The 13,701-nt window shown below is 72.2% G+C and carries 10 protein-coding genes and 4 tRNA genes; 6 read left to right on the forward strand and 8 right to left on the reverse strand.

All coding sequences use genetic code 11. From position 1 onward, the window contains the following. Positions 1-5 precede the first annotated feature (5 nt). Positions 6-677: a hypothetical protein gene (locus ACWENQ_RS43945; protein WP_449927680.1), complete on the reverse strand. Its 672-nt coding sequence runs from the start codon at positions 675-677 to the stop codon at positions 6-8. Between the two features lie 227 nt (positions 678-904). On the opposite strand from ACWENQ_RS43945, the gene ACWENQ_RS43950 reads away from it, so the two are divergent. Together ACWENQ_RS43950 and ACWENQ_RS43955 are read left to right on the forward strand one after the other, a co-directional pair. Beyond that, a complete protein-coding gene (locus ACWENQ_RS43950; protein ID WP_452419526.1) occupies positions 905-2,926 on the forward strand; it encodes a sensor histidine kinase in 2,022 nt (673 codons plus the stop codon). After that, entirely contained in the window at positions 2,916-3,569 is a 654-nt protein-coding gene (locus ACWENQ_RS43955) for a response regulator (RefSeq protein WP_449927686.1), read from the forward strand. The genes ACWENQ_RS43950 and ACWENQ_RS43955 overlap by 11 nt, the downstream gene beginning before the upstream one ends. Before the next feature lie 102 nt (positions 3,570-3,671). Here ACWENQ_RS43955 and ACWENQ_RS43960 read toward each other — a convergent pair whose 3' ends face one another. The 6 genes from ACWENQ_RS43960 to ACWENQ_RS43985 all read right to left on the reverse strand — a co-directional run bounded on the left by ACWENQ_RS43960 (position 3,672) and on the right by ACWENQ_RS43985 (position 8,092). After that, positions 3,672-5,456: a hypothetical protein gene (locus ACWENQ_RS43960; RefSeq protein ID WP_452419527.1), complete on the reverse strand. Its 1,785-nt coding sequence runs from the start codon at positions 5,454-5,456 to the stop codon at positions 3,672-3,674. Between the two features lie 218 nt (positions 5,457-5,674). Next, positions 5,675-5,749: transfer RNA gene (locus tag ACWENQ_RS43965), tRNA-Val, on the reverse strand. Between the two features lie 19 nt (positions 5,750-5,768). Further along, positions 5,769-5,840: transfer RNA gene (locus tag ACWENQ_RS43970), tRNA-Gly, on the reverse strand. 50 nt (positions 5,841-5,890) lie between these two features. Then, positions 5,891-5,961: transfer RNA gene (locus ACWENQ_RS43975), tRNA-Cys, on the reverse strand. Positions 5,962-5,977: 16 nt separating this feature from the next. Further along, a tRNA-Gly gene (locus ACWENQ_RS43980) sits at positions 5,978-6,049 on the reverse strand. 90 nt (positions 6,050-6,139) lie between these two features. Further along, complete coding sequence (locus ACWENQ_RS43985) at positions 6,140-8,092, reverse strand: N-acetylmuramoyl-L-alanine amidase (RefSeq protein WP_452419528.1); 1,953 nt, start codon at positions 8,090-8,092, stop codon at positions 6,140-6,142. A gap of 188 nt (positions 8,093-8,280) precedes the next feature. On the opposite strand from ACWENQ_RS43985, the gene ACWENQ_RS43990 reads away from it, so the two are divergent. Beyond that, the gene (locus tag ACWENQ_RS43990; RefSeq protein ID WP_354922564.1) at positions 8,281-8,544 is read left to right on the forward strand and encodes a hypothetical protein; all 264 of its coding nucleotides are present in this window, start codon (positions 8,281-8,283) and stop codon (positions 8,542-8,544) included. Positions 8,545-8,556: 12 nt separating this feature from the next. Continuing rightward, complete coding sequence (gene glmS / locus ACWENQ_RS43995) at positions 8,557-10,377, forward strand: glutamine--fructose-6-phosphate transaminase (isomerizing) (protein ID WP_452419529.1); 1,821 nt, start codon at positions 8,557-8,559, stop codon at positions 10,375-10,377. Positions 10,378-10,479: 102 nt separating this feature from the next. Here the strand turns inward: glmS and ACWENQ_RS44000 are convergent, their stop codons facing one another. Next, positions 10,480-12,075, reverse strand: coding sequence for an alpha/beta hydrolase (locus ACWENQ_RS44000; RefSeq protein WP_452419530.1), 1,596 nt, complete (start codon positions 12,073-12,075; stop codon positions 10,480-10,482). A gap of 79 nt (positions 12,076-12,154) precedes the next feature. Between ACWENQ_RS44000 and ACWENQ_RS44005 the strand changes: the two genes are divergently transcribed. Both ACWENQ_RS44005 and ACWENQ_RS44010 read left to right on the forward strand, forming a co-directional pair. Next, entirely contained in the window at positions 12,155-12,733 is a 579-nt protein-coding gene (locus tag ACWENQ_RS44005) for an ArsR/SmtB family transcription factor (RefSeq protein WP_449927700.1), read from the forward strand. Between the two features lie 61 nt (positions 12,734-12,794). Beyond that, positions 12,795-13,691 carry a tripartite tricarboxylate transporter substrate-binding protein gene (locus tag ACWENQ_RS44010; protein WP_452419531.1) on the forward strand — a complete coding sequence of 299 codons (897 nt, stop codon included), beginning with the start codon at positions 12,795-12,797 and terminating at the stop codon, positions 13,689-13,691. Positions 13,692-13,701: the final 10 nt, after the last annotated feature.

Consider the following 13,701-nt stretch of genomic DNA (forward strand, 5'->3'; position numbering starts at 1 on the left):
CTCGCTCACGCCTTCTCGGACGGGACGAAGGCCACGTGGCCGGGCCGGACGGCAAGCAGCACCCCGAGCGCGGCGTACCCGACGACCAGGTGCCCACCGCCCACCCAGCGCGACACGTCCTCGCCGAGCACCAGGTAGGAGGGGACCGTCACGACGGCCCAGCTCTCCGCGACCAGCGGCCACCAGCGCAGCTTCCCGACCCACCGGCCCGCGACCGCCAGCTTCACGCTGATGGCGGCCATGCCCAGCATCGACAGCGGCCAGCAGAGGTCGAGCGCGGCCAGCCAGTCCGCGTTCTTCACGTCGTCCGGCAGGACGCCGTGCAGGAACGACCAGACGCTGGCCATGCCCAGCAGGACCGCCTCGACCCTGAGCGCCACGGCGGCGGCGCGGGAGGTTCCGATGGCCTGGGTCCTCATCTGCACCCACAGCAGGCAGAACACGCCGAGCTGGAACAGCAGGCCGGTCAGGTCCACGACGCGCTCTCCCACGCCGACGCCGGTCGAGCCGAAGACGAAGATGGCCGATGCCCAGGAAAGCGTGCCCGCCGTGAGCCCGGCGCCGGCGAGGCGGACGGCGGCGACGCCGATCGGTCGACGGCCGGTGCCCGGCGAGCCGTTCATGATCTGGAGATCCGTGCGAGCCTTGGCCGGCTCGTCTGTGATGCGGGCGTCCATGCTTTCCCTCCGGTTGCGAATGGCGACGGGGTCCACGATGCGCGTCCGCCGTCCCGGGCCGGCAGGGTCGCCCGTCCCCACTCAGGTCCCGGCGCTCGGCCCGCTGTCCCGGGACAGGCTGTCCCGGGACATCAGGACACGAACCCGGCGACAATGCTCGGGTGATGAATGCCGGACCGGCAGGGATGCCGGCGTCGAGTTCTGCCCGCCGGCCCGTGGTCCTGCCGGTGGCCGTGACGGTGTGCGCGGCCGCGCTGCTGGCCGGCACCGTGCTGCTGGACGTCGGCAACGCCGGCGTGGCCCTTCCGCCGAACAGCGACCTCGACGAGGCCGGCTGGCCCTCCGCGCTGGCGGGGCTGGCCCAGGCCGTGCCCGGCGCGCTGTTGCTGCGGCGGCTGCCCCGGCATCCGGTCGCATGGGTGCTGACGCTCTCCGGGCTCGCCTGGGCGCTGAACGGCTTCCTCGGCGCGTGGGCGGTGCACGCGATCTACGTGTCCCCCGGCGCGCCATGGGCCGCTTTCGCCTACTGGTTCTACGCCCGGTTCGGCGCCGCGCTGCTGATCGGGCTGCCGCTGCTGATCCTGCTGTTCCCTGACGGGCGCCTGCCGTCCGGCAGAGGATGGCGGTGGCTGTCGGCGGCCAGTCTCGCGCTGACCGCGCTGCTGCCCGCCGTCTGGGCGTTCGCGCCGATGGCCGTGCTGACCCGCTACGACGCGGCCCCGCTGCCTCTTGAGATCGCCCGGCTCGACCTCGACCCGTTCAGCGTCGGCCTGCCCTACGAGGTCTGGCTGCCCGTGCTCGAAGTCGCCAGTGCCGCGGTGCCGGTGAGCCTCGTGGTGCCTTTCGCGGTCATGGTGCACCGTTACCGCGTCGCGGATCCGGAGCGGCGGGCGCAGATCCGCTGGCTGACGTGGGCGGCGCTGGTGGGCATGTTCGTGCTGCCGCTGCCGCTGGTGGCCCCGCCGGAGCTGCCGCCGCTGCTGCTGTGCGCTGCGCTCGGGCTCACCTCGGGCGCCGTTTTGGTCGCGGTGAGCAAATACCGCCTGTACGACATCGACCGGCTGCTGCCCGCGACGTTCCTGTACGGCGTGCTCGCGGTCGCGGTGGTGGTGATCGATGTGGCGGTGTTCACCCTCGCGGGCAGCGTGCTCGGCGAACGCGACTCCGCGCTGGCCGCGACCGCGATCGTGGCGGTCGCCTACGCGCCGCTGCGCACCTGGCTGTGGCGGGCGGCACGGCGGCTCGTCCGCGGGGCGCGCGATGATCCGTACGCGATGGTCTCCACCCTCGCCCAGCGGCTCGAGCTCGCCATAGAGCCGGACGAGCAACTCCTCGCCCTGGCCCGGACAGTGGCGGAGGCGTTCCGGCTGCCGTACGTGCGGGTGGAGATCGAGCGGCCGGGCGGCGTGCGGTCCGTGGTCGAGCACGGTTCACCGCGCGGCCCGTCGGTCTCGCTGCCCGTCGCCTACCGCGCCGAAGCGGTGGGCCGCCTGGTGCTGTGCGGAGCCGACCTGACGGAACGCGACCAGCGGCTGCTCGGCGACCTCGTACGGCAGGCCGCCGCGGCGGCCAGGGCCAGCGAGCTCAGCACCGACCTGCAACGCATCCGCGCCCAGCTCGTGCTCGCCCGTGAGGAGGAGCGCCGCCGGCTGCGCCGTGACCTGCACGACGGGCTCGGGCCGAGCCTGGGCGCCGTGGCCCTGCGCATCGAGACCGCCCGCAACCTGGCCGCCACCGCGCCCGCGGAGTCCGATCGCATCCTGGAGCAGACGGCCGCCGAGGTCTCGACCGTGCTGGCCGATGTCCGCCGTCTGGTGCACGACCTGCGCCCGCCGGCGCTCGACGAGCTCGGCCTGCTCCGCGCGGTGGAGCAGCAGGCCGGGCGCGTCCGCGCAGGCGGCCTGCACGTGGTCGTGTCCGGCGACGGGCTCGCCCCGCTGCCTGCCGCGGTCGAGGTCGCGGCATACCGTATCGTGTCGGAGGCGCTGGCCAACGTGGCACGGCACGCCGACGCCGGGCGCTGCGACATCTCACTCGGCGTGCGGGACGGGGCACTGGAGGTGCTCGTGCGCGACGACGGCTCCGGCATCGAACCTGACGTCGTGGCCGGGGTCGGCATGCTGTCGCTGCGCGAACGCACCGCCGAGCTGGGCGGAGACTGCGAGGTCAGCTGCCCGCCCGGCGGTGGCACGCTCGTGCGCGCGAGGCTTCCGCTGGAGCAGACCATGGAGGTGGCAGGTGTCCGATGAACCGATCCGCGTGCTGCTCGCGGACGACCACCCGATCTACCGCGACGGGCTGGCGGTACTGCTGGGCTCGATCCCCGGCATCGACGTGGCCGGCACCGCGGCGACCGGTCTGGAGGCGGTGGAACGCGCCGCCGCCCTGCAGCCCGACATCGTCGTCATGGACGTCGCCATGCCCGGCCTCGACGGCATCGAGGCGACGCGGCGCGTGGTCGCGGACAGCCCGCACATCGGCGTCCTCATGCTGACGATGTCGGAGGAGGACGCCACCCTGTTCGAGGCGATGCGCGCAGGAGCCCGCGGTTACCTGCTGAAAGGCGCCAACCAGGCCGAGATCGTCCGTGCCATCCAGGCCGTCGCCCACGGCGAGGCCATCTTCGGCCCCTCGGTCGCGCGGCGCGTGGCCGAGTACTTCTCAGGCCCGGCAACCAGGCCGGACGACGCCACGTTCCCGCAGCTCACCCCGCGCGAGCGGGAGATCCTCGCGCTGATCGCCGCGGGCCGGTCCAACCCGCAGATCGCGGCCGCCCTGTTCCTGTCACCGAAGACCGTGCGCAACAACGTCTCCAACATCTTCGCCAAGCTGCACGTCGCCAACCGGGCCGAGGCCATCCTCCGCGCCAGGGACGCGGGGCTCGGCCGCTGATCCCCATGGCCGTCCCGCGGCGACACCGGGACCTGCCGCCCAGCCCCGAACGCAGGCGGTGCCCACGGGTGAACCCGTGGGCACCGCCGTGTCTCCCGTGCGCTACTTCCGGCAGGTCACAGGGACGGTGATTTCAGCGGCCGGCTCGTCGTGGCTCAGGACCTCGAACCTGACCGGTCCGTTCGGCCTGTCCTCCCAGCGCCAACCCTGCCCGATGGAGATGATGCCGTTGGCCGGGGTCGTGGTCTTCACGGCGCCCATGGGCACCCCGCCGACGACCCAGCGGTAGGTCACCTCCGTGCCCGCGGCCGCGACGAGTGCGGCGTAGATCCCGAGCTGGGGCGTCTCCACACAGTCGCCGTCGTAGCCGCTGGTCGAGAGCTCCCTGATGCGCACCGCGCCCGAGGTGTCCTCCGGAACGCAGGTCCAGGCGTAGGCCGCCTCCTTGACCGGCTCGTTCAGATTGAGGACCTCGAGCCGCACGACGCCGGTGCCGCTGCTCGTCGCCCTGTTGGTCCAGACCTCGGCGATCTCCCGGCTGGTGCCGGGCGCGAGCTCCTGCGTCTTGGTCGGGCCCGGCACGCCGTCCACGACGAAGCGGTACCGCATCGTGGTCGCGCGATCCGTCGTGACCACCCCGGACGCCTGGAGGGTCAGGTTGCCGGTGCACGTCCCCTTGAACCGAGGCGTCAGCAGGTACCGGACGGTCAGCCTGGCGGGGTCGGGCTGGGCCGCGCAGCTGAAGGTGAACACCCGCTCCGCCGGAGCGGCGCCGCCTTCGGCCTTGAGAGTCAGCTTGTGGGAGCCTCCGTCGTTGGAGGTGAGCTTCCAGGTGGCGGTGACGGCCAGAGCCCGGGGCTGCTCGCTCGCGGGGAAGTCGAGTTCCCTGGACTCCCACTGGGTGGCGTCCAGCCTCCACCAGTAGGTGACCCTCTGCGCCGGTCCCGCCGGCAGCTTGACGCGGCCGACGGCCTGGTACTCGACCGGCTCGGTGCAACGACCCGCGTAGTCACCCGGAGAGAGGTCGACGATCTCTGCCTCGGGCTTGTGCGCCGGCGGTTGCGTGGAGGTCGGCGTGGGCGTGGGTGTGGGCGTGGCCGGCGGCGTGCCCTGGCAGGTCACCTGGTAGGTGGCCCGCCCCGAGTCGTGGCCGTTCGCGTTGAGGATGTGAACGGCCTTCCACCCGCTGGTGGAGTCGCCGACGGCCAGCGGCAGTGTCACCTGGCGGACGCGGGGGCCGCCCGCGGCGAAGAAGACCGTCTCCGGCCGGCCCTCACCTGTGGCGCTGTCGATCCACTGGTAGTCGACAGTCGCAGGGGTGCGCGAGACCTGGATGGTGGCGGTGAACGTCACGGTCGTGGGGCAGGGGCCGTGGTGGACCGGCGGACCGTCGACGTGGGCGGCGGCGACCAGCGGCCTGTCCATCCGCGCGGGCAGCAGGTGGGAACCGTCCCACACGGTGCCGGGGCCCGTACAGGTGACGTCGAAACGGGCCTTGCCGGACAGGCCGCGCCTGCCGAGGATCTCGACGGCCTGCCAGCCCGAGGTGGTCCGGTCGAACGTCTGGCGCTCCTTCACCACGACCCTGCGCGCGCCGTTGACGCGGAAGCTCCTGATGACGCCCTTGCTTCCGTCGCCACGCACCCAGCGGTAGCGGACGGTTCCCGCGCCCTTGGCCGCCACCACCGCGGAGAAGCCCACCGTGGTGGGGCACTCGCCCGACTTCGCGGGGCTCGCCTTGACACTGGCCACGGCTGTCTTCACGGTGGCGGCGGCTGTCTTCGCGGGGAGGGCGGCTGTCTTCCCGGTGGGGGCGGCGAGCGCCGGACTGGCGGCCAGCAGGCTGGTGAGCAGCAAACCGCTCAGCAGCATCGCTGTCCTTCTCATATGGATGTCCCTTTCTCAAGGAGGAAGGGAGACATGATGCCGACGCCCACTGGTGCCGCACTTGGCGCGACTTGTGACCGCTTCTTGCCGGCATCCTGGCCACGATCCGGCGCGCGGCCCTCAACGTCAGCACATGTGCTGACAGCAACCACGAAAGTCCATGAAAAGCGAGAAGCCCCAGACTCGCGGCATTGGCCGTGAGCTGGGGCTCTGAAGCGTGGTGGACGATACTGGGATTGAACCAGTGACCTCTTCCGTGTCAGGGAAGCGCTCTCCCGCTGAGCTAATCGTCCGTATCGAGTTGTCACTCAGAGCGGAAGACGGGATTCGAACCCGCGACCCTCACCTTGGCAAGGTGATGCTCTACCACTGAGCCACTTCCGCATGGCGCTTTACCTACTTTAGCGGATCCGCGAGGTTCCGCGTGACGCCCGAGGTGGAGACGGGATTTGAACCCGTGTGGACGGCTTTGCAGGCCGCTGCCTCGCCTCTCGGCCACTCCACCAGGAGATCGTGCTCCGAGCGGAAGACGGGATTCGAACCCGCGACCCTCACCTTGGCAAGGTGATGCTCTACCACTGAGCCACTTCCGCGTGAGATCCGGCGATGTGCTCGTCGGCCACGGGAAAACCATATCGCCTTTGGAGAGTGCGTGTGCGCAGCGAGGGGCGGGGGCCCGACTTTCATGACACGATCCGCACGTCGTCGGCCTTGACGAACATCATCCGGTGGCCGAGCTGGATCTGGTGGTAGCGGATCCTGCCGCGCACCATGACATGCTTGGCCGGGTTGAAATGCGACGCCGCCAGATAGGTGCCCCTGACCGTCTGCCCGAGCGAGTAGAGCTGCCCCCTGCCCAGCCGGTACGGCAGCGGCGTGAGCTCCTGGAAGCGCACGCCCGGCGGGTAGGCCGACCGTTCGGGGTAGGCCCTGCCGTACACCTTGACCTGGTCGTGGACGGGGGTGACCAGCGGGCCGGCGGCGCGGACGGCGGTGGGCTGGTCGGGAGGGTTGCGGAACCAGGCCTTCTGGCCGAGGTACCAGATGGCCGTCCAGTCGCCGCTGGTGTCGGCGAGGGCGTAGCGCTGGCCGGCGCTGGCGCGGGCGCTGTGGTCGTAGACGCTGTAGGTGGAGGCGCCCTTCTGCCGCTTGCCGACGTCGTCGACGAGGGGCGCGTCGTCGCGCGGCTCGGTGTGCAGCCAGACGCTGGCGGCGCCCTGCGGCTCGCACAGCTTGGCGGGACGCTTGCGGACGCAGCCGACGAAGTCGGGCCGGTGGGCGTCGTAGTCGGGCTTGATGACCACGGACCTGCCGTCCTCCGCCTCGTCGCCGAGGGGGGCCTCCATCATGGCGAAGAAGCGCGCCCAGTCCCAGTAGGGCCCGGGATCGTTGTGCATGCCGGGGATGGCCGAGGCGCTCGCGCCGGGGACGTTGTCGTGGCCGATGATGTGCGCCCGGTCGAGCGGCACGTCGTACTTGTTCGCCAGGTAGCGCACCAGCCGGGCGGAGGAGCGGTACATCGCCTCGGTGTACCAGCTGCCGCCCCTGGCCATGAACCCCTCGTGCTCGATGCCGATCGAGCGGGTGTTGACGTCCCAGTTGCCCGCGTGCCACGCCACGTCCTTGGTCGCCACGTGCTGGGCGACGTGCCCGTCGCCGGACCGGATCGTGTAGTGCCAGCTGACGTACTTGGGGTCCTTGACCAGCGTGGGGATGCCGCCGTACGAGCCCTCGGTGTCGTGGATCACGATGTAGTCGATGGGCCGCTCGGTCCGCATCCTGTCGTGGTTGCCGTAGTCGTCCTTGCCGAAGCGCTTGTAGGCGGCGGGCATCCACTCGCAGGCCAGGGTGGCGGGGCACTCGGTGTTCGCGGCGGACGCCGTCCTGAACACCGGCACGGGGGCGGCCGGCAGGCGGACCAGCGAGCCGTCGTCGGTGCGGCGCTCGGCGCCCTCGCGCAGCACCTCGAACACCTCGCCGGCGAAGGACGGGCCGGCGTAGGCGGCGATGGCCTGGTACCAGGCGGTGGGCTCGGCGCTGAGCGGGGCGCCGAGCCTGCGCTGCCGGTCGGCCAGCAGCGCGGCGCCGCCCCGGATGTTGGCCGCCCGGTCGCGCCGCAGCGTCTCGGTGGGCAGCCCGGTCAGCAGCGCGGCCCGCTGCAGGGTCGGCGCGTCCTGATCGGCGGCGGCGTCACTGGTGGCGGTGTCACCCGCGGCAGAGTCACCCGCGGCAGAGTCACCGGAGGAGGAGTCACCGGCGGCGGCGTCACCGGCGGCTGCGTCACGGGTGGCGGTGGGGGAGCGGGCGCCGGGGTGTGCGGGCGGGTGCGCGGGGGCGATGCGCATGGGGCGCGCGTCGTCGCCGCGCGGGTCGCCCGTGTGGTCATGCCCCTCCTGCGGTACGGCCTCCGCGTCCACCAGGTGCATCGGCCCGTAACCGCCCGACACGCTGGGCCGCCCGTCGTGGGAGTCCCAGCGCGACTCGAGGTAGGAGACCCCGAGCAGCACGCTCTCCGGCACGCCGTACTCCTTGGCCGCGGCCCGGAAATCCTCCTGCGCCCCTCCTGGGGCGAGCGCGACGAGAAGTGCGGCGGCCCAGAAGAGCATGAGAACCCCCTGCGATGCGAGACCAGTCAATTACGTAGCGTAAAGGGCATGTGGCTCGTGTTTTCGAGGGGTATGGCGATCTCTGCGCGCGTTGTCAGCGCCTACGGGGCTTGCGGGCATCCCGCCCTTCGGCGTGTCGTATCCGATCGAGGGAATTCCTGCCCGATTTCGGGCAGGATGTTGGCGTGTCGTGTGATCCATGCGTAGTGTCCTGCCCTGTGCATCCCTACGAGGACCTCATCGCGCACCTGACCAGGACGAGCCAGCTCGATCCCGGTGAGGCGGCGCGCGTGGTGGCCGACGTGGTGGCCTACTTCTCCGAGCCGGTCGAGGAGTTCGTACGGCGCCGCCACGGCGAGCTGAAGTCTCGCGGCCTCACCAACGACGAGATCTTCCCGAGGATCGCGGCGGAACTACCCGTGCGGCGCGTGGCGGCTCCCGAGCTGTCGCTGCGCCAGCTGCGCAGGATCGTCTACGGATAGGAAGGTTGGCCCATGTGCGGAATCGTCGCCTATGTCGGCAGCAAGGATGCCGCGCCCATCCTGCTGGAGGGGCTTCAGCGCCTGGAGTACCGCGGCTACGACTCGGCAGGGGTGGTGGTCTCGAACAAGGGCCTCAAGCTGCGTAAGGTCAAGGGACGCGTGGCCGACCTGGCCAAGGCCGTACCCGCCAGGTTCAAGGGCGCGCTCGGCATCGGGCACACCCGCTGGGCCACCCACGGCGTGCCGAGCGACGAGAACGCCCACCCCCACCTGTCGTCCGACGAGCGCATCGCGGTCGTCCACAACGGCATCATCGAGAACGCCGACGAGCTGCGCGCCAGGCTCGTCGCCGAGGGCGTGACCTTCGCCTCCGAGACCGACACCGAGGTGCTCGCGCACCTGATCGCCCGTACGGTGACCGAGACCGACACGCTCGAGGCGGCGGTCAGGAAGGCGCTCAAGAGCATCGTCGGCACCTACGGCATCGCGGTCGTCGACGCCGAGCGGCCCAAGGAGATCGTGGTCGCCCGCAACGGCAGCCCGATCGTCCTGGGCCTCGGCGAGAAGGAGATGTTCGCCGCCTCCGACGTGGCCGCCCTCGTCCGCTACACCCGCCAGGTCGTCCACCTCGAGGACGGCGAGCTGGCCGTCCTGACCGCCGACGGCTTCCACACCTTCGCCAGCGGAGGGCGCGAGACCGCCAAGGAGCCGCTGACCGTCGACTGGGACGCGGGCCACTACGACACCGGCGGCTACGAGCACTACCTGCTCAAGGAGATCTCCGAGCAGCCCGAGTCGATCGCCAGGACCCTGCGCGGCCGCCTCGACGAGCGCTTCCACATCGCCCACCTCGGCGGCCTCAACATGGACGCCCGCGAGACCCGTTCCTTCCGCCGCGTGAAGATCATCGGCTGCGGAAGCGCCTACTACTCCGGCCAGATCGGCGCGCAGCTCATCGAGGAGCTGGCCCGCATCCCCGCGGACGCCGAGCCCGCCAGCGAGTTCCGCTACCGCAACCCGGTCGTCGACCCCGACACCCTCTACGTCGCCATCAGCCAGTCCGGCGAGACCTACGACACGCTGGCGGCCGTCCAGGAGCTCAAGCGCAAGGGCGGGCGGGTCATCGGCATCGTCAACGCCGTGGGCAGCGCGATCGCCAGGGAGGTGGACGGCGGCATCTACCTGCACGCGGGCCCCGAGGTGTCGGTGGCCTCCACCAAGGCCTTCACCTCGACCGCGGTCGCCTTCGCCCTGCTGGCCCTGCACTTCGGCCGGGTGCACGACCTGTCGCCGGCCGACGGCCGCCGCATCGTCGAGGGGCTGCGCGAGTTGCCCGCGCAGATCGAGAAGATCCTCCAGCAGGGCGACCGCATCGCCGAGCTGGCCAGGAAGTACGCGGGGCACCCGAGCATGATGTTCGTCGGCAGGGTGCGCGGCTACCCGGTGGCCCGCGAGGGCGCGCAGAAGCTCAAGGAGATCTCCTACATCCACGCCGAGGCCTACCCGGCCAGCGAGCTGAAGCACGGGCCGCTCGCTCTGATCGGCCCCGAGCTGCCGACGGTGGCGATCGTGCCCGACGACGAGCTGCTCGACAAGAACCTCACCACGCTCGGCGAGATCAGGGCGCGCGGCGGGCGGGTGCTCATGGTCGGCCATCGCGAGCCCGAGGCCAAGCTGGCCGACGACGTGATCGTGATCCCGAAGAACGAGATCGAACTCGACCCGATCCTGCTCTCGATCCCGCTGCAGATGCTGGCCTACCACGCGGCGGTCGCCCTGGAGCGTGACGTCGACAAGCCGCGCAACCTGGCCAAGAGCGTCACGGTCGAGTAGCGGAGCGGCCGTGCGGCCGTGCGGGCCGGGCGCCCGCACAGCCGCACGGCCTGCACCCCCCCGCACCCCGCACCGCCTTCCCCCCGCACGGCCTACCCGCTTTCACGGCAGCAGCAGGCCCCAGTAGAGGGCCCAGGGGATCATCACGGCGCCCGCCGTGACGAGCAGGCCGAGCCGTACCCGTTCCGCGCGCCGCTCGGCCGCGCGCCAGGCGCGGGCGGTCAGGACGGTGGTGACGGCGACGGTCACCGTCAGCGCCTGCAACGCCAGCCAGAGCACGGGCCGTCCCGCCAGCACGGGGCCGGGCTGGGCCAGCTTGCCACCGGTCATGATCAGGTAGGTCAGGTACGCGAAGCCGCCGAGCACCACGACCAGACCGGAGGCCGCCAGCACCCTCGGCGCCGCCCCGGCCCACCGTGCCCCGGCTCCCTTCGCGCCGGATTCCTCCGCTCCGGATCCTCCGGCGCCGGAGGCCGCCGCGCCCGGACGCCCTGTGCCGGAGGCGGCCGCGCCTGGACGCCCTGTGCCGGAGGCCCCTTCGCGGGATCCCCGTGCGCCCGAAGCCGTGGCCAGGCGCCTGATCCGGCGGGCGGCCGCGGTGAGCGGGTAGCCGAGGAAGGCGGTCAGGAACAGCAGCAGCGCCGCGGTCTGCACGGGCGCCGACTCCCACCAGGCGGGCGGCGGCACCGCGACGGTCGCCGAGGCCTGGTGCGCCCGGGGGGCGGCGGGGGGCGGGCTCGTCCGCGGCGCCCGGCCCGTGGCGACGTCCGACACCCAGGAGCCGACCAGGTCGGCGTAGCCGGGGGCCAGTTCGGGCAGCCGGGTGACGCCGCCGTCGGGGGTCAGGTGGGCGGCGTGCTCGGCGCCGGGGAACAGCCGGAGCGTCACGTGCTCGTTGCCGCCCTCGGCCAGGGCCCGCGCCATCAGCGGCGGGCTCTCCCGCGGCGGGGTGAGCAGGTCGTGGGTGCCCCAGATGGCGAGGACCGGCTGGCGGACAGCGCGCAGCACAGACAGCGGGTCGTGCCACGGCTCGGGGAACAGCCCGCCGGCGGAGATCGCCCGGTACAGCGTGGGGACCGCCCTGCCGGGCAGGGCCCCAGACACGCCCGCCTTGCGCAGGCCCGCCATGACCGCCCACGACTGCTGGCGCAGCGGCTCGAGGGAGTTGGCGCCGACCAGCACGACGAACGCCACGTCCCGGGAGCGGGAGGCGGCCAGCGGCACCACCCATCCGCCCTCGCTGAGCCCCCAGAGCCCGACCTTGCCCGGGTCCACCCCGGTCTGCCGGCGCAGCGCCGCCACCGCGCCGAGCGCGTCGTCGGCCAGTTGCGAGTAGGAGCGCCGGAAGGTCGAGTAGCCCGCCGCCCGCTTGTCGTAGACCAGCACCGCCATGCCGCGCCTGGCGAACTCCACGGCCTCGGTGATGAGCTTGGTCCTGGGCGTGCCGGCGCCGGCCCCGTGCACGAGCACCATCCCCGGCAGCGCGCCGCGCCGGTTCCTGGGGGCCAGGACCGTGCCGTGCAGGGTGAGCCCGCTGCCGGCGAAGCTCACCTCCGTCGCCGCCAGGTCGCCGGGCACGGGTACGGCGGGCGGGGCCGGGGGCGCGGCCGGGGGCGCGGCCTGAGCCGCCCCGGCCAGGCCGAGTGCCGCTAAGAGCGCCAGCAGCGCCGGCATCACTGTCTTCACGAATCGCGTCATATTGCCGAAGATAGTCTGCAGAGAACTATCGGCAAAGAGATGTCTGCAGAAATCCTTCTGGAGTACTAGGGTGATCGTCATGAAGGATGACGAGCCCTGGGTTCTGGACGATCCAGGCAAGCTGAAGGCCCTGGCCCATCCCATGCGCCGCGCGATGCTGCGCCACCTCGGCCTGCACGGCCCGGCCACGTCCACGACGCTCGGCTCGCTGCTCGACGCCAAGACCGGGACGACCAGCTACCACCTGCGCCAGCTGGAGAAGTACGGATTCATCGAGGAGATCCCCGAGCGGTCCACCGGGCGCGAGCGGTGGTGGCGCAGGGCGGAGACGGGCGACATCAGGCTGCCGCTGCCCGCCCAGCTCGCCCCCGAGGACCGCCCGGTCCTCGCCGAGTTCCACCGGATCGGGCTGGAGGAGGACAAGCGGATCCTCCTGGAGCAGCTGCCCGCCGCCTACCAGGCCGACCCCGCCTGGGTGAAGGTGTCGCGCGCGCTCGGCCGGATGCGGCTGGACGAGCTGGAGGACTTCTTCGAGGAGTACATCCTGCTGCTGAAGAAGTACAGCCGGCGGGCCGCCGACGCCCCGCCGGAGGCCAGGCCCCTCCACATCCGGCTGCTCGCCGTTCCCGCCGACCTGCCCGCCACCCCCGAGGTGTGACGCAAGGTGATCATCCAATAACATCCTGTACAAGGGTTGGGGGCGACGGGGAGGGGCGCGCATGCGCCGTCGGGAGTTCGTGGCAGCGTTCGTGCCGGGGACGGTGGCCGCGCTGGCGTGCCTGGCCGGGTGCGGCGCCACGGTCCCCCGGCAGGGAGCCAGCTTCACCGTCGTGCCGGGCGGAGAGGCGTGGATCCCCGTCGCGAAGGTCCTGGCGGGCCAGTTCAGATACAGCGGCGTCGCCGACGGCGGGACCTCGCTGACCGTGACGGGCCTGCCCGCGCTCGCGACCGCCCTGCGCAACGGCTCCAAGGCGGCCGGCACCCCGCTGGCCAGGCTGGTGGGCGACGTCGAGGTGCTGGTCGTGCCCGCCGCCTCGCTGCTGCGCGGCTTCGACGACTTCGCCGGGCGGCTGCTCGCCGACCCGGGCGCCACGGTGCTGGCGGGCCGGCCCCAGGGCGGCACCGACCACCTGCTGTTCGGGCTGGTCGCGCGCGGGCTCGGCGCCGACGCCAGGGTGCTCGACTACGCCGGCTATCCCACCACGCACGACGCGGCCGCGGCGCTGCTCGTGGGCCGGGCCGCCGTCGCCGCCGGGCCGCTCGGCGACTGGCGCAAGCGCATCGACATGGGCCAGGTCAGGGTGCTGGCCGTCTCCTCCGCCGAACCGGTCGACGGCATCGAGGCGCCGACGCTGCTGGAGTCGGGCGTGCGGGTCGACTTCGCCGACTGGTGCGGGGTGCTCGGGCCGGGGGAGATGACCGAGCGCGAGCACGCCCAGGCGGTCGCGATCCTCGAGGAGATCACCGGGTCCCGGCAGTGGGCGGATGCGTGCCGTACGAGAGGGTGGAAGCCGATTCCCCTCAGCGGCGGCGACTTCGGCGTGTGGCTCGGGTCGGAGACCGAGCGGACCCGTGAGGTGCTCAAAGACCTCGGCCTCATCGACATGTTGGGGTAGTTGCGCCCGC

The sequence above is a fragment of the Nonomuraea sp. NPDC004354 genome (assembly GCF_053602555.1).